13 protein-coding genes and 1 pseudogene are annotated in these 13,108 nt (G+C 71.5%); 7 read left to right on the forward strand and 7 right to left on the reverse strand.

What is annotated here, in order from left to right; translation table 11 throughout:
• Positions 1–111: 111 nt before the first annotated feature.
• Positions 112–1,032: a serine protein kinase RIO gene (locus ACZ6TB_RS06385; RefSeq protein WP_465551250.1), complete on the reverse strand. Its 921-nt coding sequence runs from the start codon at positions 1,030–1,032 to the stop codon at positions 112–114.
• A gap of 154 nt (positions 1,033–1,186) precedes the next feature.
• On the reverse strand, positions 1,187–1,834 hold the full coding sequence (locus ACZ6TB_RS06390; RefSeq protein ID WP_465551252.1) for an HAD family hydrolase: 648 nt from the start codon (positions 1,832–1,834) through the stop codon (positions 1,187–1,189).
• Between the two features lie 165 nt (positions 1,835–1,999).
• Between ACZ6TB_RS06390 and ACZ6TB_RS06395 the strand changes: the two genes are divergently transcribed.
• From ACZ6TB_RS06395 to ACZ6TB_RS06410, 4 genes and pseudogenes are all read left to right on the forward strand, one after another.
• Positions 2,000–2,578, forward strand: coding sequence for a TetR/AcrR family transcriptional regulator (locus ACZ6TB_RS06395; protein ID WP_465551254.1), 579 nt, complete (start codon positions 2,000–2,002; stop codon positions 2,576–2,578).
• Positions 2,579–2,612: 34 nt separating this feature from the next.
• Positions 2,613–3,527 carry a TIGR04222 domain-containing membrane protein gene (locus ACZ6TB_RS06400; RefSeq protein WP_465551256.1) on the forward strand — a complete coding sequence of 305 codons (915 nt, stop codon included), beginning with the start codon at positions 2,613–2,615 and terminating at the stop codon, positions 3,525–3,527.
• Positions 3,520–4,344, forward strand: coding sequence for an MbnB/TglH/ChrH family RiPP precursor modification enzyme (locus ACZ6TB_RS06405; protein WP_465551258.1), 825 nt, complete (start codon positions 3,520–3,522; stop codon positions 4,342–4,344). The genes ACZ6TB_RS06400 and ACZ6TB_RS06405 overlap by 8 nt, the downstream gene beginning before the upstream one ends.
• Positions 4,345–4,496: 152 nt before the next feature.
• Positions 4,497–4,915: pseudogene (locus tag ACZ6TB_RS06410) on the forward strand (SCO6045 C-terminal-like domain-containing protein); the annotation flags it as partial.
• 13 nt (positions 4,916–4,928) lie between these two features.
• Here ACZ6TB_RS06410 and ACZ6TB_RS06415 read toward each other — a convergent pair.
• Positions 4,929–5,291, reverse strand: a complete 363-nt coding sequence (locus ACZ6TB_RS06415) for a nuclear transport factor 2 family protein (protein WP_465551260.1) — start codon at positions 5,289–5,291, stop codon at positions 4,929–4,931.
• 113 nt (positions 5,292–5,404) lie between these two features.
• Here ACZ6TB_RS06415 and ACZ6TB_RS06420 point away from each other — a divergent pair, with 113 nt between their 5' ends.
• The 3 genes from ACZ6TB_RS06420 to mug are packed head-to-tail and all read left to right on the forward strand — an operon-like array spanning position 5,405 to position 7,503.
• Positions 5,405–6,151, forward strand: a complete 747-nt coding sequence (locus tag ACZ6TB_RS06420; protein ID WP_465551262.1) for a helix-turn-helix domain-containing protein — start codon at positions 5,405–5,407, stop codon at positions 6,149–6,151.
• A 19-nt stretch (positions 6,152–6,170) separates the two neighbouring features.
• Positions 6,171–6,956: an SDR family oxidoreductase gene (locus ACZ6TB_RS06425; protein WP_465551263.1), complete on the forward strand. Its 786-nt coding sequence runs from the start codon at positions 6,171–6,173 to the stop codon at positions 6,954–6,956.
• Entirely contained in the window at positions 6,946–7,503 is a 558-nt protein-coding gene (gene mug, locus ACZ6TB_RS06430) for a G/U mismatch-specific DNA glycosylase (RefSeq protein ID WP_465551265.1), read from the forward strand. The genes ACZ6TB_RS06425 and mug overlap by 11 nt, the downstream gene beginning before the upstream one ends.
• Before the next feature lie 336 nt (positions 7,504–7,839).
• Here mug and ACZ6TB_RS06435 read toward each other — a convergent pair whose 3' ends face one another.
• From ACZ6TB_RS06435 to ACZ6TB_RS06450, 4 genes are all read right to left on the reverse strand, one after another.
• A complete protein-coding gene (locus ACZ6TB_RS06435; RefSeq protein ID WP_465551267.1) occupies positions 7,840–9,780 on the reverse strand; it encodes an ABC transporter ATP-binding protein in 1,941 nt (646 codons plus the stop codon).
• Positions 9,781–9,859: 79 nt separating this feature from the next.
• Positions 9,860–10,630: an enoyl-CoA hydratase/isomerase family protein gene (locus ACZ6TB_RS06440; RefSeq protein ID WP_465551440.1), complete on the reverse strand. Its 771-nt coding sequence runs from the start codon at positions 10,628–10,630 to the stop codon at positions 9,860–9,862.
• Positions 10,631–10,653: 23 nt separating this feature from the next.
• Positions 10,654–10,881, reverse strand: coding sequence for a helix-turn-helix domain-containing protein (locus tag ACZ6TB_RS06445; RefSeq protein WP_014441759.1), 228 nt, complete (start codon positions 10,879–10,881; stop codon positions 10,654–10,656).
• Between the two features lie 427 nt (positions 10,882–11,308).
• Positions 11,309–12,913: an ABC-F family ATP-binding cassette domain-containing protein gene (locus tag ACZ6TB_RS06450; RefSeq protein ID WP_465551270.1), complete on the reverse strand. Its 1,605-nt coding sequence runs from the start codon at positions 12,911–12,913 to the stop codon at positions 11,309–11,311.
• Positions 12,914–13,108 lie beyond the last annotated feature (195 nt).

Consider the following 13,108-nt stretch of genomic DNA (forward strand, 5'->3'; position numbering starts at 1 on the left):
GCCCAAAACCACCACCCCGCACCCCCCCGCCCCCCCCCCCCCCGCCCCCCCTCCCCCCCCCCCCCCCCCCCCGCCCCCCCCCCCCCCCCGGGCCGGGTGGGCGGCGGCGAGTCATCGCAGGCCGGCCTCGTAGAGCAGGCGCTCGAGCAGCTCGTCGGCGTCCACTCGCAGCCCCCGCTGGGTGAACCAGCCCGCGACGTTGCGCACGTCCCGGGCGATGAAGTCGGCGCCCTGCGGGTTGGCGACGACGTCGACGATCTGCGGCAGGTCGATGAGCACCAGCCGGCCGTCGTGGACCAGCGTGTTGTACGGCGAGAGGTCGCCGTGCGCCACCTGCGAGCGCGCCAGCACCGACAGCGCGTCGGTCATCTGCCGCCACAGGTCGGCCAGCTCGTCCGGGTTTGCCCGCACCTGCGCCAATCGAGGTGCGGCCTCGCCGGTCTCCCAGTCGCCGATGAACTCCAGCATCAGCTCGGTGCCGATGAGCTGCACCGGGTAGGGCACCCGGACCAGCCCGCTGACCTGCCCGAGCTCCCACAGGTGGGACAGCGCGCCGAACTCGGCCACCGCCCACTGCCCGGCGATCATCTCCTTGCCGAACGACGAGCGGTTGGTCATCGCCCGCATCTCGCGGGAGCGACGGACCCGGCGCCCCTCGAGGTAGCCGGCGTCGCGGTGGAAGAGCCGGTGATCGCCGTCGCGGTAGCGCTTGGCGGCCAGCATGCTGATCTTGTCGGTGTCGGGGACATGCCGGCGTACCAGGAAGACGTCCGCTTCCTTGCCGGTCTTGAGCATGCCCAGCTCGTCGTCGACCGCGCCGTGCTCGGTGCGGACCCAGTCGGGCCGGGGCGTGGGGCCGTGCAGGGCGCCATCCCAGGTCGACCAGTTGTCACCGGTGTCGGGCAGGTCGGGTTCCTCGACGAGATGAGGCGTGGCGAAGCTGCTTCGCTTCAGGAAGTCGGGCTCGTCATCGTCGAACTTGCGGCGGCCCTTGCGCGTGGTTGCCGGGCCGAAAGAGTCGTGCGAACGCACTGGAGGATCTCCTCAGAGAAAGAAGGAAGGAAGAACGGGACAGCAGGCATCACAAAGGCAGCCACGAAGTCCACACCCCCTTCTTTCCGAGGAAACTGAGCACGAGTACGTGCGGGGATCACTGTGCCGGGGCCGGGAAAACCCCGCAACCGATTTATTGCGCGGCCATGATGGCCGACAGCCCCTGGATCACGTTGCCCACCACGCGGGTCGGCGCGAACCGGTTGTCGACCCAGTCCCGCCCGCGATGCAGCCACACGCTGGGCAGACCCATCGCGGCCGCGCCGCCGATGTCGGCCTCGGGGCTGTCGCCGACCACCCAGGCGCCGCCCAGCCGCATGCGCACACGCTGCGCGGCCAGGGCGAAGATGCGCGGGTTGGGCTTGCTCACGCCGGCCTGCTCGGAGATCACCCAGTCCGCCACGTATCGGTCGAGACCGGTGCGACGGATCCGGCTGTCCTGCACCTCGGCCTGCCCGTTGGTGACCACCACCGGCACCAGGCCCGCGTCGCCGGCGATCTGGAGGGCGCAGCCGACCATCGGGTCGAGCCGCTCGAACGTGAGCGGGCCCTCGTGCAGCTCCTCGAGCAGATCGATCGAGGGAATCGTCAGCCGGTACCGATCGCGGATCAGGTCGGCGAGGTCCCACCGCGAGGTGAGGCCGTCAGCATCAACCGAGAGTAACCAGTCGAGATCGTCCTGTGGAGCGCCGATCTCGTCCAGGAAACCCTTCGCCCACAGCCTGAACGCACCGCTGCGGTCGAGCAGGGTGTCGTCGAGAGCAATGAGGACGAGAGGCACCCGCGCACTTTACGTGAGGTAGGGCGGAAGCGAACAGTCCAGGACTGTTAACAACTTCCGGGCCGGATGGTGGATTTCGCATCATCCGGTCGTACCGGAGCACGTCGTTGACAAGACGTACGTACGGATTGCAGAAGAAAGCGCCTGCGTGACACGATCCATGACGTGCCCCGTGTGAGTCAGGACCAGCTCGACGCGCGACGCCACGAGATCCTCGCGGCCGCGCGGGACTGCTTCGCGCGGTTCGGCTACGAGGGTGCCACCGTACGCCGCCTCGAGGACGCCACGGGCCTGTCCCGCGGCGCGATTTTCCACCATTTTCGCGACAAGGAATCGCTGTTCCTGGCCGTGGCCGAGGACGACGCCGCGGCCATGGTCGAGACCGTCGCCCGCAACGGCCTCGTTCAGGTGATGCGCGACCTGCTGGAGCGGGCCGGCGGCAGCGAGGGCGACACGGCCGGCTGGCTCGGCACCCAGCTCGAGGTGTCCCGGCGGCTGCGCACCGACCCGGCGTTCGCCAAGCGCTGGGCCGAGCGCTCGGCCGCCATCGCCGACGCCACCCGCGACCGCCTCCAGCGCCAGCGCGAGGCCGGCGTGCTGCGCGACGACGTGCCGGTCGAGGTGCTCACCCAGTTCCTCGAGCTCGCCTACGACGGCCTCGTCCTCCACCTGGCCACCGGCCGCCCGCCCGGCGAGCTGAGCCGGGTCCTCGATCTGGTCGAGGAAGCCGTCCGCCGGGCCTAGATCGGAACCTTGCGCCAGTCTGCACAATGAGGCCATGCAGGACACCTGGGGGATTCCTGGCCCGACCTTCATCGTCGGGTATCTCGCCGCGCTGGGCATCGTGGCCCTCCTCGCCTATCTTCACCGGAAGATCAAGTTCAAGGGCGATGCGAGCGTACGGATCGACGACCTCGGTCCGCAGCAGCTCGCTTTCCTCAACGGCGGCGACCGGCTCGCCGTCTACTCCTCGCTGGGTGGCCTCCGCCAGGCGGGCGCTCTCGGCGCCGGCCCCGGCCGCACGCTGGTCCAGACCGGGTCGATCCCGGCCGGCGTCACCCCGCTCGACTCCGCCGTCCACCACGCCGCGAGCCGCCAGATCCGGGTCCGCGACCTCACCGACGACCAGTGGGTGCGCTCGGCCCTCGACGACCTGCGGTCCGGCCTCGAGCGCCGCCGCCTCGCGGTGACCGCCGAGACCGTACGGCAGACCCGGATGTGGGCCTTCGCGGCCGGCGCCCTGACGCTGGTCGGCATCTTCCGCCTGATCGCCGGCATCGAGAACGGCAAGCCGGTCGGCTTCCTGTTCCCGGCCGTGATCGTCGCGGCCTTCCTCACCTGGAAGCTGGCCCGCACCAAGCGGCTCGCCACCACCACGGCGCAGGCCCGCATGCGCGAGCTCCGCAGGCAGAACGACCACCTGGCCCCGCAGCTGTCCCCGTCCTACGCGACCTACGGCGCGACCGGGGCGGCGATGGGCGTGGCCCTGTACGGCGCCGCGTCGCTCTGGGCGATGGACCCGGCGTTCGCGGCCGAGGCCGAGATCCAGCGCTACACGATCGACGGCCTCTCGTCCGGCACCGCCGGCAGCAACTCGACCTGCGGCTCGAGCAGCTCGTGCGGCGGCAGCAGCTCCTGCGGCGGGGGCGGCGGGGGCGGCGGCTGCGGCGGCGGGGGTGGGTGCGGTGGCTGACCGCGCCACGTACGGCGTGGGGATCGGCTGGCGTCCGGAGATTTCCGGTTTCGTCGCCGGGCTGCCGGGATTGAGGTTCGCCGAGGTGGTCGCCGAGTCGGTGCACGCGCACGGCGACCTCCCCGACGGCCTGGCGGCGCTGCTCGACCGCGGCGTGGCGGTCGTGCCGCACGGCGTCCGGCTCTCCCTGGGCGGCGCCGAGCCGGTCGAGCCCGGGCGGGTGACACACCTGGCCGCCGTCGCCGACCGGCTGGGCGCGCCGCTGGTCAGCGAGCACATCGCGTTCGTACGGGCGGACGGCGTCGAGGCCGGCCACCTGTTGCCGATCCCGCGCAGCCGCGAGGCGGTCGACGCGGTGGTGGCCAACGTCGCCCGCACCACGGCCGAACTGTCCGTGCCGCTGGCGCTGGAACCGATCGCGGCTCTCTTCGACTGGCCCGACGACGAGCTCACCGAGGCCGACTTTCTCACCGAGATTCTCGACCGTACGGGCGCATTGTTGTTGCTCGATGTGGCCAACGTCTACGCGAACGCCCGCAACCGCGGCGAGGACCCGCTCGACCTGCTCGGCAAGCTCCCGCTCGACCGGGTCGCCTATGTCCACGTGGCCGGCGGCGCCGAGCATCAGGGGCTCTACCACGACACGCACACCGACGCCGTCCCGCCGGCGGTGCTCGACCTGGTCACCGAGCTGTGCGACCGGCACCGCCCGCCCGCGCTGATGCTGGAACGCGACGGCGACTACCCACCGGCGGCCGAGCTGAGCGCCGAGCTCGACGCGATCGCCGCCGCCTCCGGTTACCCGGCGATCACGTGAGCGACGACGACGGCCTCCGCGCAACCGGCCTCCACGCGACGGCCGGCCACGCGGCGGCCGGCGACGCGACGGCCGGCGACGCAGCGGCCGGCGACGCGACGGCCGGCCACGCGGGCGGGGACGGCCGCGGCCTCGCGGAGCGTCAGGCGGCGCTGGTCCGCGCGCTGACCGCGGGCGAGCCCGTACCCCCGGGATTTGATCTGTTCAAGGTCGATGCGGCGCGAGTCGCCCTGCTGCGCAAGCGGGCCGGTGAGGTCGCGCGGCATTGGCCGATGCTGGCCGCCGGATTCGGCGAGTCGTGGACGAAGGAGTTCGCCGGATGGGCCGCCGCGCGCCCGACGCAGGGTTCGTTGCGCGACGGCTGGGATCTGGCGCGAGACCTGCGGAAACGCGACGCCCTGCCGGCGATCGCGGCCGAGGAGCTGGCCACCTGTGAGGCGCGGTTCCGCTATGACGGCGCCACCGCGCCTCACCCCCGTCGTGGTCCCGCTCTGCGGTCCGCTTCCGGCGCCGTCGTGCTGCAAACGGCCGGTCGCGTACGGGTGATCCGCCGCCCGTGAGGAGGCGGACCGCGAGAGCGTCCGTTAAGCCGGGACCTTGTCGAGGAAGCCGAGCACCTGCCGGATCCGTCCGTCGGCGTCGAGCTCGGCCACGTCGAAGCCCACCACCAGCGGCTCGCCCGGCACCGCGCCCAGGTTCCAGGTGAAGCGGGCCTGGTCGTGGTGCGCGTCGACGGCGCCGCCCGGCGAGAAGGTCAGGCCCGGGAACTGCTGCTGCACCGCGCCGACCAGGGCGTCGAGCGCGTCCCGGCCGGTCACCGCGACCATCGGGTCGACGTAGCGGACGTCGTCGGCGAACAGGTCGTCGATCCGCTTGCGCCGGGCCACGGCGTCGGTGTCGTTCCACACGGCCAGGTACCGGGCCACCACGTTGTCGAAGTCGCTCATCGTTCTCGTCCTTTCTCGAAGTTGACGGGAACCACCGTCGCCCGGCCGGGGTAGGTGCGTCGATTACGCCGGAGGTAATGGCGGCGCTTCCCGGTGCCGCCTAGGCTCCGGCCATGGACGACGTGGGGAACCGGCTGCGCGAATGGCGGACCACCCGGCGCCTGAGCCAGCTCGAGCTCTCCGCCCGGGCCGGAGTGTCGGCGCGGCACCTGTCGTTCGTGGAGACCGGGCGGTCGCGGCCCACCCGCGAGATGATCCTGCGGTTGGCGTCGCGGCTCGACGTACCGCTGCGGGGGCAGAACGAGTTGCTCCTGGCCGGCGGCTATGCACCGGCCTGGAGCGAGTCGTCGCCGGCCGGGTCGCGCCTGGCCGCCGTGCTGTCCTCGTTGCGCGACGTGCTGACCGGCCATGAGCCCTATCCGGCGCTGCTGATCGACCGGCACTGGACGATGATCGACGCCAACGCGGCCGTCGCCCCGCTGACCGAGGGGTGCGCGGCCTGGCTGCTCGAGCCGCCGGTGAATGTGCTGCGCCTCTCGCTGCACCCGGAGGGGATGGCGCCGCGCATCCGCAACCTGGCCGAATGGCGCACCCATGTGCTGCACCGGCTCGACGAGCAGGCCGCCCACACGGCCGACCCGGAGCTGCGCGAGCTGCACGCCGAGCTGGCCGGATATCCCGGCGGCGAGACCGGCGAGCGACCGGCCGGGCTGGTCGTGCCGCTGCGCTACGACGACCTCTCGTTCTTCAGCATCACGTCGGTGCTGGGCACCCCGCTCGACGTGACGCTCGCCGAGCTGGCGATCGAGTCGTTCCTGCCCGCCGACGCCGCCACGGCCGCCGCTCTCCGCCCCCGCTGAGGGTGGCAGGATCGGGACCATGGATCTCGGACTCGACGGTCGCGTCTACATCATCACCGGCGGCTCGCGCGGGCTCGGCCGGGCCGCGGCCGAGGCGCTGGTCGCCGACGGGGCAAAGGTCGTGCTCTCGTCGCGCGACGCCGGCCACATCGCGGCGGCGGCGGAGTCGCTCGGCCCGAACGCGGCCGGCGTGGTCGCCGACCTGGCCGATCCGGCCGCCCCGGAGCGGCTGATCCACGAGGCCACGACCCGTTTCGGACGGCTGGACGGCGCGCTCATCTCGGTCGGCGGCCCGGCGATCGGGTCGGCGGCGTCGATGACCGACGACCAGTGGCGGCAGGCGTTCGAGACCGTCTTTCTCGGATCGATTCGCGCGGTACGCGTGATCGCCGGCGCGCTGAGTGACGGCGCGCTGGGCGGCGGCGCGCTGGGCGGCGGCGGCGCGATCGGGCTCGTCCTGTCGACCTCGGCCAAGACGCCGCTGCCCAACCTGGGGCTGTCGAACGGCCTGCGCCCGGGGCTGGCGATGGCGACCAAGGACATGGCCGACGAATACGCGCCGCGCGGCATCCGGATCGTCGGCCTGATGCCCGGCCGGGTCATGACCGACCGGAACCGGGAGCTGTTCGCCGCCACCGGGGACGCGGCCGCGGAGGAGGCCCGGGTGACCGCGGCGATCCCGATGAAGCGGATGGGCCGCCCCGAGGAGTTCGGCAAGGTGGCCGCGTTCGCGCTGTCCCCCGCCGCGAGCTACCTGACCGGCCTGCTCATCCCCATCGACGGCGGTTCGCTGCGTGCCCTCTGACGTCTTCCGGAAGCCGTCACCGGACGAGGTCGCGGCCGCCGCCGGACGGGTCATCCCCGATCTCGTCGGCCCCGATCTGAAGGTGCTGTTCTCGGGCATCAACCCGAGCCTTTACTCGGCCGCGACCGGCCACCACTTCGCCCGGCCCGGCAACCGCTTCTGGCCGGCGCTGCACCTGGCCGGCTTCACGCCCCGGCTGCTGCACCCGTCGGAGCAGTCCGCCCTGCCCGCGCTGGGCCTCGGCATCACCAACGTGGTCGCCCGGGCCACCGCCCGCGCCGACGAGCTCGCCCCGGCCGAGCTGGTCGCCGGCGGCCAGATCCTGGCCGCGCTCGTCGCCCGGTGGAAGCCCCGCTACCTGGCCGTCCTCGGCGTGACCGCCTACCGCACCGCGTTCGGCCGGCGCACGGCCGCGATCGGCCCGCGGGAGGAGACCGTCGGCGGCGTCCCGGTCTGGTTGCTGCCCAACCCGAGCGGCCTGAACGCGCACTTCCAGCTCGACGCGCTGGCGGCCGAGTTCGCCCGGTTGCGCGCGACCGTCCTCTGACGACCACGGTGGCCGGCCGGCGCCGATGGGCCGCGAGAGGGGCGACTTCGCCGAGATGACCGACTCCCCGCCGGACCTAGCCCGCCCGCCGGCCGCAAGCCGGCCTGACCAAGCCGCCACCCCGGACCGCGCCGACCGGTGCAGCCAAGCTGCCACGCCCGCCGCAAGCCAAGCCCGCCGCAGGCCACGCCGGGCGCGGCCAAGCCCGGCGCGGCCAAGCCCGGCGCAGCCAAGCTGCTGCCGCGCTCGGCGCGAGCCACGCCCGCCGCAAGCCCGGCCCGCCGCAAGCCGCGCCCGGCGCGGGCCGGTCAAGGCGGGCCGGTCAAGGCGGCCCGGTCAGGGCTCGACCGAACGCGCCGGGACCGTGACGATCTCGACGTCCTCCTCGACGAAGGCGGGCGATGTCACCGCGAACTGCGTGCGGTAGAGCTCCGCGTACAGCCCGCCCGCCGCGACCAGCTCCTCGTGCCGGCCGCGCTCGACGATGTGGCCCTGGTCGAGCACCAGGATCTGGTCGGCGTCGCGGACCGTGGACAACCGGTGGGCGATCACCAGCGCCGTGCGACCGGCCAGGGCTGCGGTCAGCGCCCGCTGCACGGCCGCCTCCGACTCGCTGTCGAGGTGGGCCGTCGCCTCGTCCATGATGACGATCGACGGGTGCTTGAGCAGCAGCCGCGCGATCGCGATGCGCTGCTTCTCGCCGCCGGAGAAGCGGTAGCCCCGCTCGCCCACCACAGTCTCGAGGCCCTCGGGCAGCGAATGCACCAGGTCGGCGACCTGCGCCCCGGTCAGCGCCGCCCACATCTCGTCATCGGTGGCGTCCGGTTTCGCGTACCGCAAATTCTCCGCGATGGTCTCGTGGAAGAGATGCGAGTCCTGCGTGACCACGCCGATGGCGTCGCGCAGCGAGCCGAGTGTCGCGTCCCGCACGTCGACCCCGTCGACCAGCACCGCGCCCTCGGTGACGTCGTAGACCCGGGAGACCAGCATCGACGTCGTCGACTTGCCGGCGCCGGACGGGCCGACCAGCGCCACCATCTGCCCGGGCTCGACCGTGAAGTCGACGCCCTTGAGCACGGGAGCGCTCTCGGTGCGGTCGAGGGTCGCCACGTCCTCCAGGGTCGCCAGCGACACCTCGCTCGCGTTCGGGTAGCGGAAGTGCACGTCGCGGAACTCGATGCGGCCCGCCCCGGCCGGGACGTCGACCGCGCCGGGTTTCTCCTCGATGCCGGGCTTGAGGTCGAGCACCTCGAAGACCCGGTCGAACGAGACCAGCGCGCTCATCACGTCGACCCGCACGTTGCTGAGCGCCGTGAGCGGGCCGTAGAGCCGGGTGAGCAGCAGCGCGAGGGTGACGACCGTACCGGCCGTGACGCTGCCGGTGACCGCGAGCCAGCCGCCGAGGCCGTAGGTGAGGGCCTGGGCCAGGGACGCGACCAGCAGCATCGCCACGAAGAACGTGCGGGAGTACATGGCTTGCTGGACGCCGATGTCGCGGACCCGCTCGGCGCGCGCCCCGAAGTGGGCGGCCTCGGCGTCGGGCCGGCCGAAGAGCTTGACCAGCAGCGCGCCCGAGACGTTGAAGCGCTCGGTCATGGTCGCGTTCATCTTGGCATCGAGGTTGTACGACTCGCGGGTGATCTCGGCGAGCCGCTTGCCGACCCGGCGGGCCGGGATGATGAAGACCGGCAGCAACGCCAGCGACAGCGCGGTGATCTGCCAGGACAGGCTGAACATGACCGCGGCCGTGAGCACGAGCTGGATGACGTTGCTGACCACGCCGGACAGCGTCGAGGTGAAGGCCCGCTGGGCGCCCATCACGTCGTTGTTCAGCCGGCTGACGAGCGCACCCGTCTGCGTACGCGTGAAGAACTGCAACGGCATGCGCTGGACGTGGTCGTAGACCTTGGTGCGCAGGTCGAGAATGATGCCCTCGCCGATGCGGGCGGAATACCACCTTTGGGCGAGGGACAGGAACGCGTCGATGACCGCCAGGCCGGCGATGGTCAGCGCGAGCTTGACGACCAGGGCCGCGGCGCCGGCGGCGCCGCCGGTGATCGCGTTGACCACGTGCCCGGCGAGCAGGGGCGTGGCCACCCCGATGCCGGCGTCGAGCACGACGGTGATCAGGAAGACCGCGATGTCGCGGCGGTAGGGCTGGGCGAACCGCAAGATCCGGCGGGTGGTGCCGCGGGTCAGGCGGTGCTGGGTGACCCGATCGGAATTCTGGATCGAGCGGAGCATCATCCAGCTGGACATGCTCGAGGACGGGCCCATCGGTTCACCTCCCGGGCTGTCGTGGGCGGGGCAGATGACAGTCTGCCCGGCGGGTACGACAACCCGGGACGCGCGAGCGCTATTCCGTGCCGGTCAGGTCCCGCAGACGGCGGGTCTGCGCCTCCCGCTCGGCCCGGTCCTGATCGGCGTACGACCGCTGACCAGCGCCGGCGATCAGGGCCTTGATCTCGGCGACCGCGCCGGCGTCCGCCGCGAGCACGGCGGCGGCCAGGTCGCTGACCGCGCCGGCGAGCGACGCCCCGGGCACGACCGCGGTGGCCAGGCCCGCGGAAAGAGCCTCGTCGGCCGGGATGCGCCGGCCGGTGACGCAGATCTCGAGCGCGCGGGACGGCCCGACCAGCTCGGTGAGGCGCTTGGTGCCGCCCAGATCGGGGACGAGCCCGAGCGTCACCTCCGCCATCGAGAAGCGCGCGTCATCGGCGAGCACCCGGAAGTCGCAGTTCAGCGCCAACTGAAATCCAGCGCCGATCGCGTGCCCCTGGACGGCCGCGATCGTCACGATGGACGGGTTACGCAGCCAGGTGAACGCGGACTGGAAGCCGGCAATCCGATCGGCGCACTCCGCCGGTGACAACTGCGCTAGTCGCGCGAGTGAAGAATCGCCGTCGCCGCGCGCGGCCGACAGATCCAGGCCCGCGGAAAACGCACGTCCCTCGCCTCGGACAATGACGACTCGTACGTCACCCGGTAATTTGCGGGAAATGCTTGCCAGCTCTGCCCACATCGCCGGAGTCTGCGCATTGAGAACCTCGGGCCGGCACAACGTCACCGTTGCGACCGGCCCATCCAGGTCGTAGCGAACTCCTGCCTCCTCGGCAGGGACGGCAATACCGGGCTCGGCGAACTCCCGCGTCACGCCTTCTTGCGCCGGCGAGCGCCGCCGCGCTGGCGGAGCTGCACGCCCGACTCGGTGAGCACGCGGTGCACGAATCCGTAGGAACGCCCGGTCGAGGCCGCGAGGGCGCGAATGCTCTCGCCAGAGGTGTAACGCTTGACCAGATCCTTCGCTAGTGACTGTCGCTCGCTGCCGACGATTCGGCGACCCTTCTCAGTGCTGGTGGCTGTGCCCGTGGCTGCCATGTTGAATCCTCACGTCCCAGACTGTGCGGTTCGATACGGTCCCACCTATTAGACCGCCTCCAACGATCATGCGCTAGGTATCCCGGCTTAGCCAACGTGCCCATTTAGCACTGTCAGGAACTTGACCCTGACCATCAGCATCAATGTCAGACAGTTAACTGACGTTAGGCAGAGTACGATTCCGACCACTCGGTAGGTAGCCGGACCACACCCCCCCAAGACCATCGATCACCTGCGGAAACACTCGATCGAGGCCGGCCGTGCGCGAGATATGACGCACCGTCGATGGAACGAACACGTAGAGCCGTCATGCCGGGTATGCCAACTTTGCGGTGCCCGGATGCCTGCCCGACCTGACCGCAAACGCCCGAACGTCGCACTGTCTGTGTGGGCACCAGTTGACAACTGACGATCAGCAAGTACCTGATCAGGCGAGTTCGACCAGCTCCAGGAGATCGTCGCTCCACGCGTCCTCGTCGCCGTCCGGCAGCAGGATCGCCCGATCGGGCTTGAGCGCCTGCACCGCGCCCGCGTCGTGGGTGACCAGCACGATCGCGCCCGGGTAGTTGGCGATCGCGTCCAGCACCTGCTCGCGGCTGACCGGGTCGAGGTTGTTCGTGGGCTCGTCGAGCAGCAGCACGTTCGCGCCCGAGCAGACCAGCGTGGCCAGCGCCAGCCGGGTCTTCTCGCCGCCGGACAGCACACCCGCGGGCTTCTCCACGTCGTCGCCGGAGAACAGGAAGGCACCGAGGATCTTGCGCAGGTCGGTGTCGGTCTGGTCGGCGGCGGCGCTGCGCATGTGCTCGAGGATCGTGCGGTCGACGTCGAGCGTCTCGTGCTCCTGGGCGTAGTAGCCGAGCCGCAGGCCGTGGCCCGGGCGCACCTCGCCGGTGTCGGAGTCGAGCAGGCCGCCGAGGATGCGCAGCAGCGTGGTCTTGCCGGCGCCGTTGAGGCCGAGGATGGCCACCCGGGAGCCGCGGTCGACCGCCACGTCGACATCGGCGAAGATCTCCAGCGACCCGTACGACTTCGACAGCCCCACCGCCGTGAGCGGTGTCTTGCCGCAGGCCGCCGGCTGCGGGAACCGCACCTTGGCCACCTTGTCGCTGACCCGGCTCTCCTCGAGGCCGCCCAGCAGCTTCTCGGCGCGGCGGGCCATGTTCTGCGCGGCGACCGTCTTGGTGGCCTTGGCCCGCATCTTGTCGGCCTGCGCCATCAGGGCGCCCGCCTTCTTCTCCGCGTTGGCCCGCTCGCGGCGGCGCCGGCGCTCGTCGGTCTCGCGCTGCTCGAGGTACTTCTTCCAGCCGACGTTGTACATGTCGACGACCGAGCGGTTGGCGTCGAGGTACCACACCTTGTTGACCGCGGCCTCGAGCAGCTCGACATCGTGGCTGATCACGATGAGGCCGCCCTTGTGCTGGGCCATGTAGCCGCGCAGCCAGGCGATCGAGTCCTGGTCGAGGTGGTTGGTCGGCTCGTCGAGCAGCAGGATGCCCTTGCCGTTCTGCCCCGAGTCGGCGAAGAGGATGCGGGCCAGCTCGATGCGGCGGCGCTGACCGCCGGAGAGGGTGCCGATGGTCTGGGCCAGCGCACGGTCGGGCAGGCCCAGGTTGGCGCAGATGCGGGCGGCCTCGGCCTCGGCGGCGTAGCCACCCAGGGCCGCGAACTGGTCCTCGAGGTTGCCGTAGCGCCGGACCAGCTTGTCGTCGGCGGACTCCTCGAGCTCGATCTCGAGCTTCTGCATCTCGGCCAGGATCGCGTCGAGCCCGCGGGCCGACAGCACCCGGTCGCGCCCGGTCACGTTCAGGTCGCCGGTCCGGGGGTCCTGCGGCAGGTAACCGACCTCGCTGGTGCGATCGACGTTTCCCGCGTACGGAGTGCCCTCGCCGGCCAGCACCTTGAGGGTGGTCGTCTTACCGGCGCCGTTGCGGCCGACCAGGCCGATCCGGTCGCCGGGCTGCACGCGCAGGGTGACCGGGGACAGCAGGATGCGGGCGCCGGCACGCAGTTCGAGTCCGGTGGCGGTGATCATTTCAAACTCGCTCTCGAGAGGAAGGCTGACTCCGGGCACACGAAAACGCCGGCCAAGCTAGTGGTCGGCGCGGGGCAGGTCAGCCTTCGCAGAGCAGCACTCCGCCATACTACCGGGCAGCCGGTTGCACCTCCCACCCGATTACCGATCAAGATCAACGGGTATCCCGGCGGCAACCGGAGCGTCAGTGAGGAT

The organism is Actinoplanes sp. NPDC051537, from assembly GCF_055586105.1.

What these genes read in the sequence shown, in the direction of transcription:
- ACZ6TB_RS06400 (WP_465551256.1), top strand. Translation starts at nt 2,613, where the DNA reads ATGCAGGACACCTGGGGGATTCCTGGCCCGACCTTCATCGTCGGGTAT.
- ACZ6TB_RS06415 (WP_465551260.1), bottom strand. Translation starts at nt 5,291, where the DNA reads ATGAGCGACTTCGACAACGTGGTGGCCCGGTACCTGGCCGTGTGGAAC.
- ACZ6TB_RS06420 (WP_465551262.1), top strand. Translation starts at nt 5,405, where the DNA reads ATGGACGACGTGGGGAACCGGCTGCGCGAATGGCGGACCACCCGGCGC.
- ACZ6TB_RS06425 (WP_465551263.1), top strand. Translation starts at nt 6,171, where the DNA reads ATGGATCTCGGACTCGACGGTCGCGTCTACATCATCACCGGCGGCTCG.
- ACZ6TB_RS06435 (WP_465551267.1), bottom strand. Translation starts at nt 9,780, where the DNA reads ATGGGCCCGTCCTCGAGCATGTCCAGCTGGATGATGCTCCGCTCGATC.
- ACZ6TB_RS06445 (WP_014441759.1), bottom strand. Translation starts at nt 10,881, where the DNA reads ATGGCAGCCACGGGCACAGCCACCAGCACTGAGAAGGGTCGCCGAATC.
- ACZ6TB_RS06450 (WP_465551270.1), bottom strand. Translation starts at nt 12,913, where the DNA reads ATGATCACCGCCACCGGACTCGAACTGCGTGCCGGCGCCCGCATCCTG.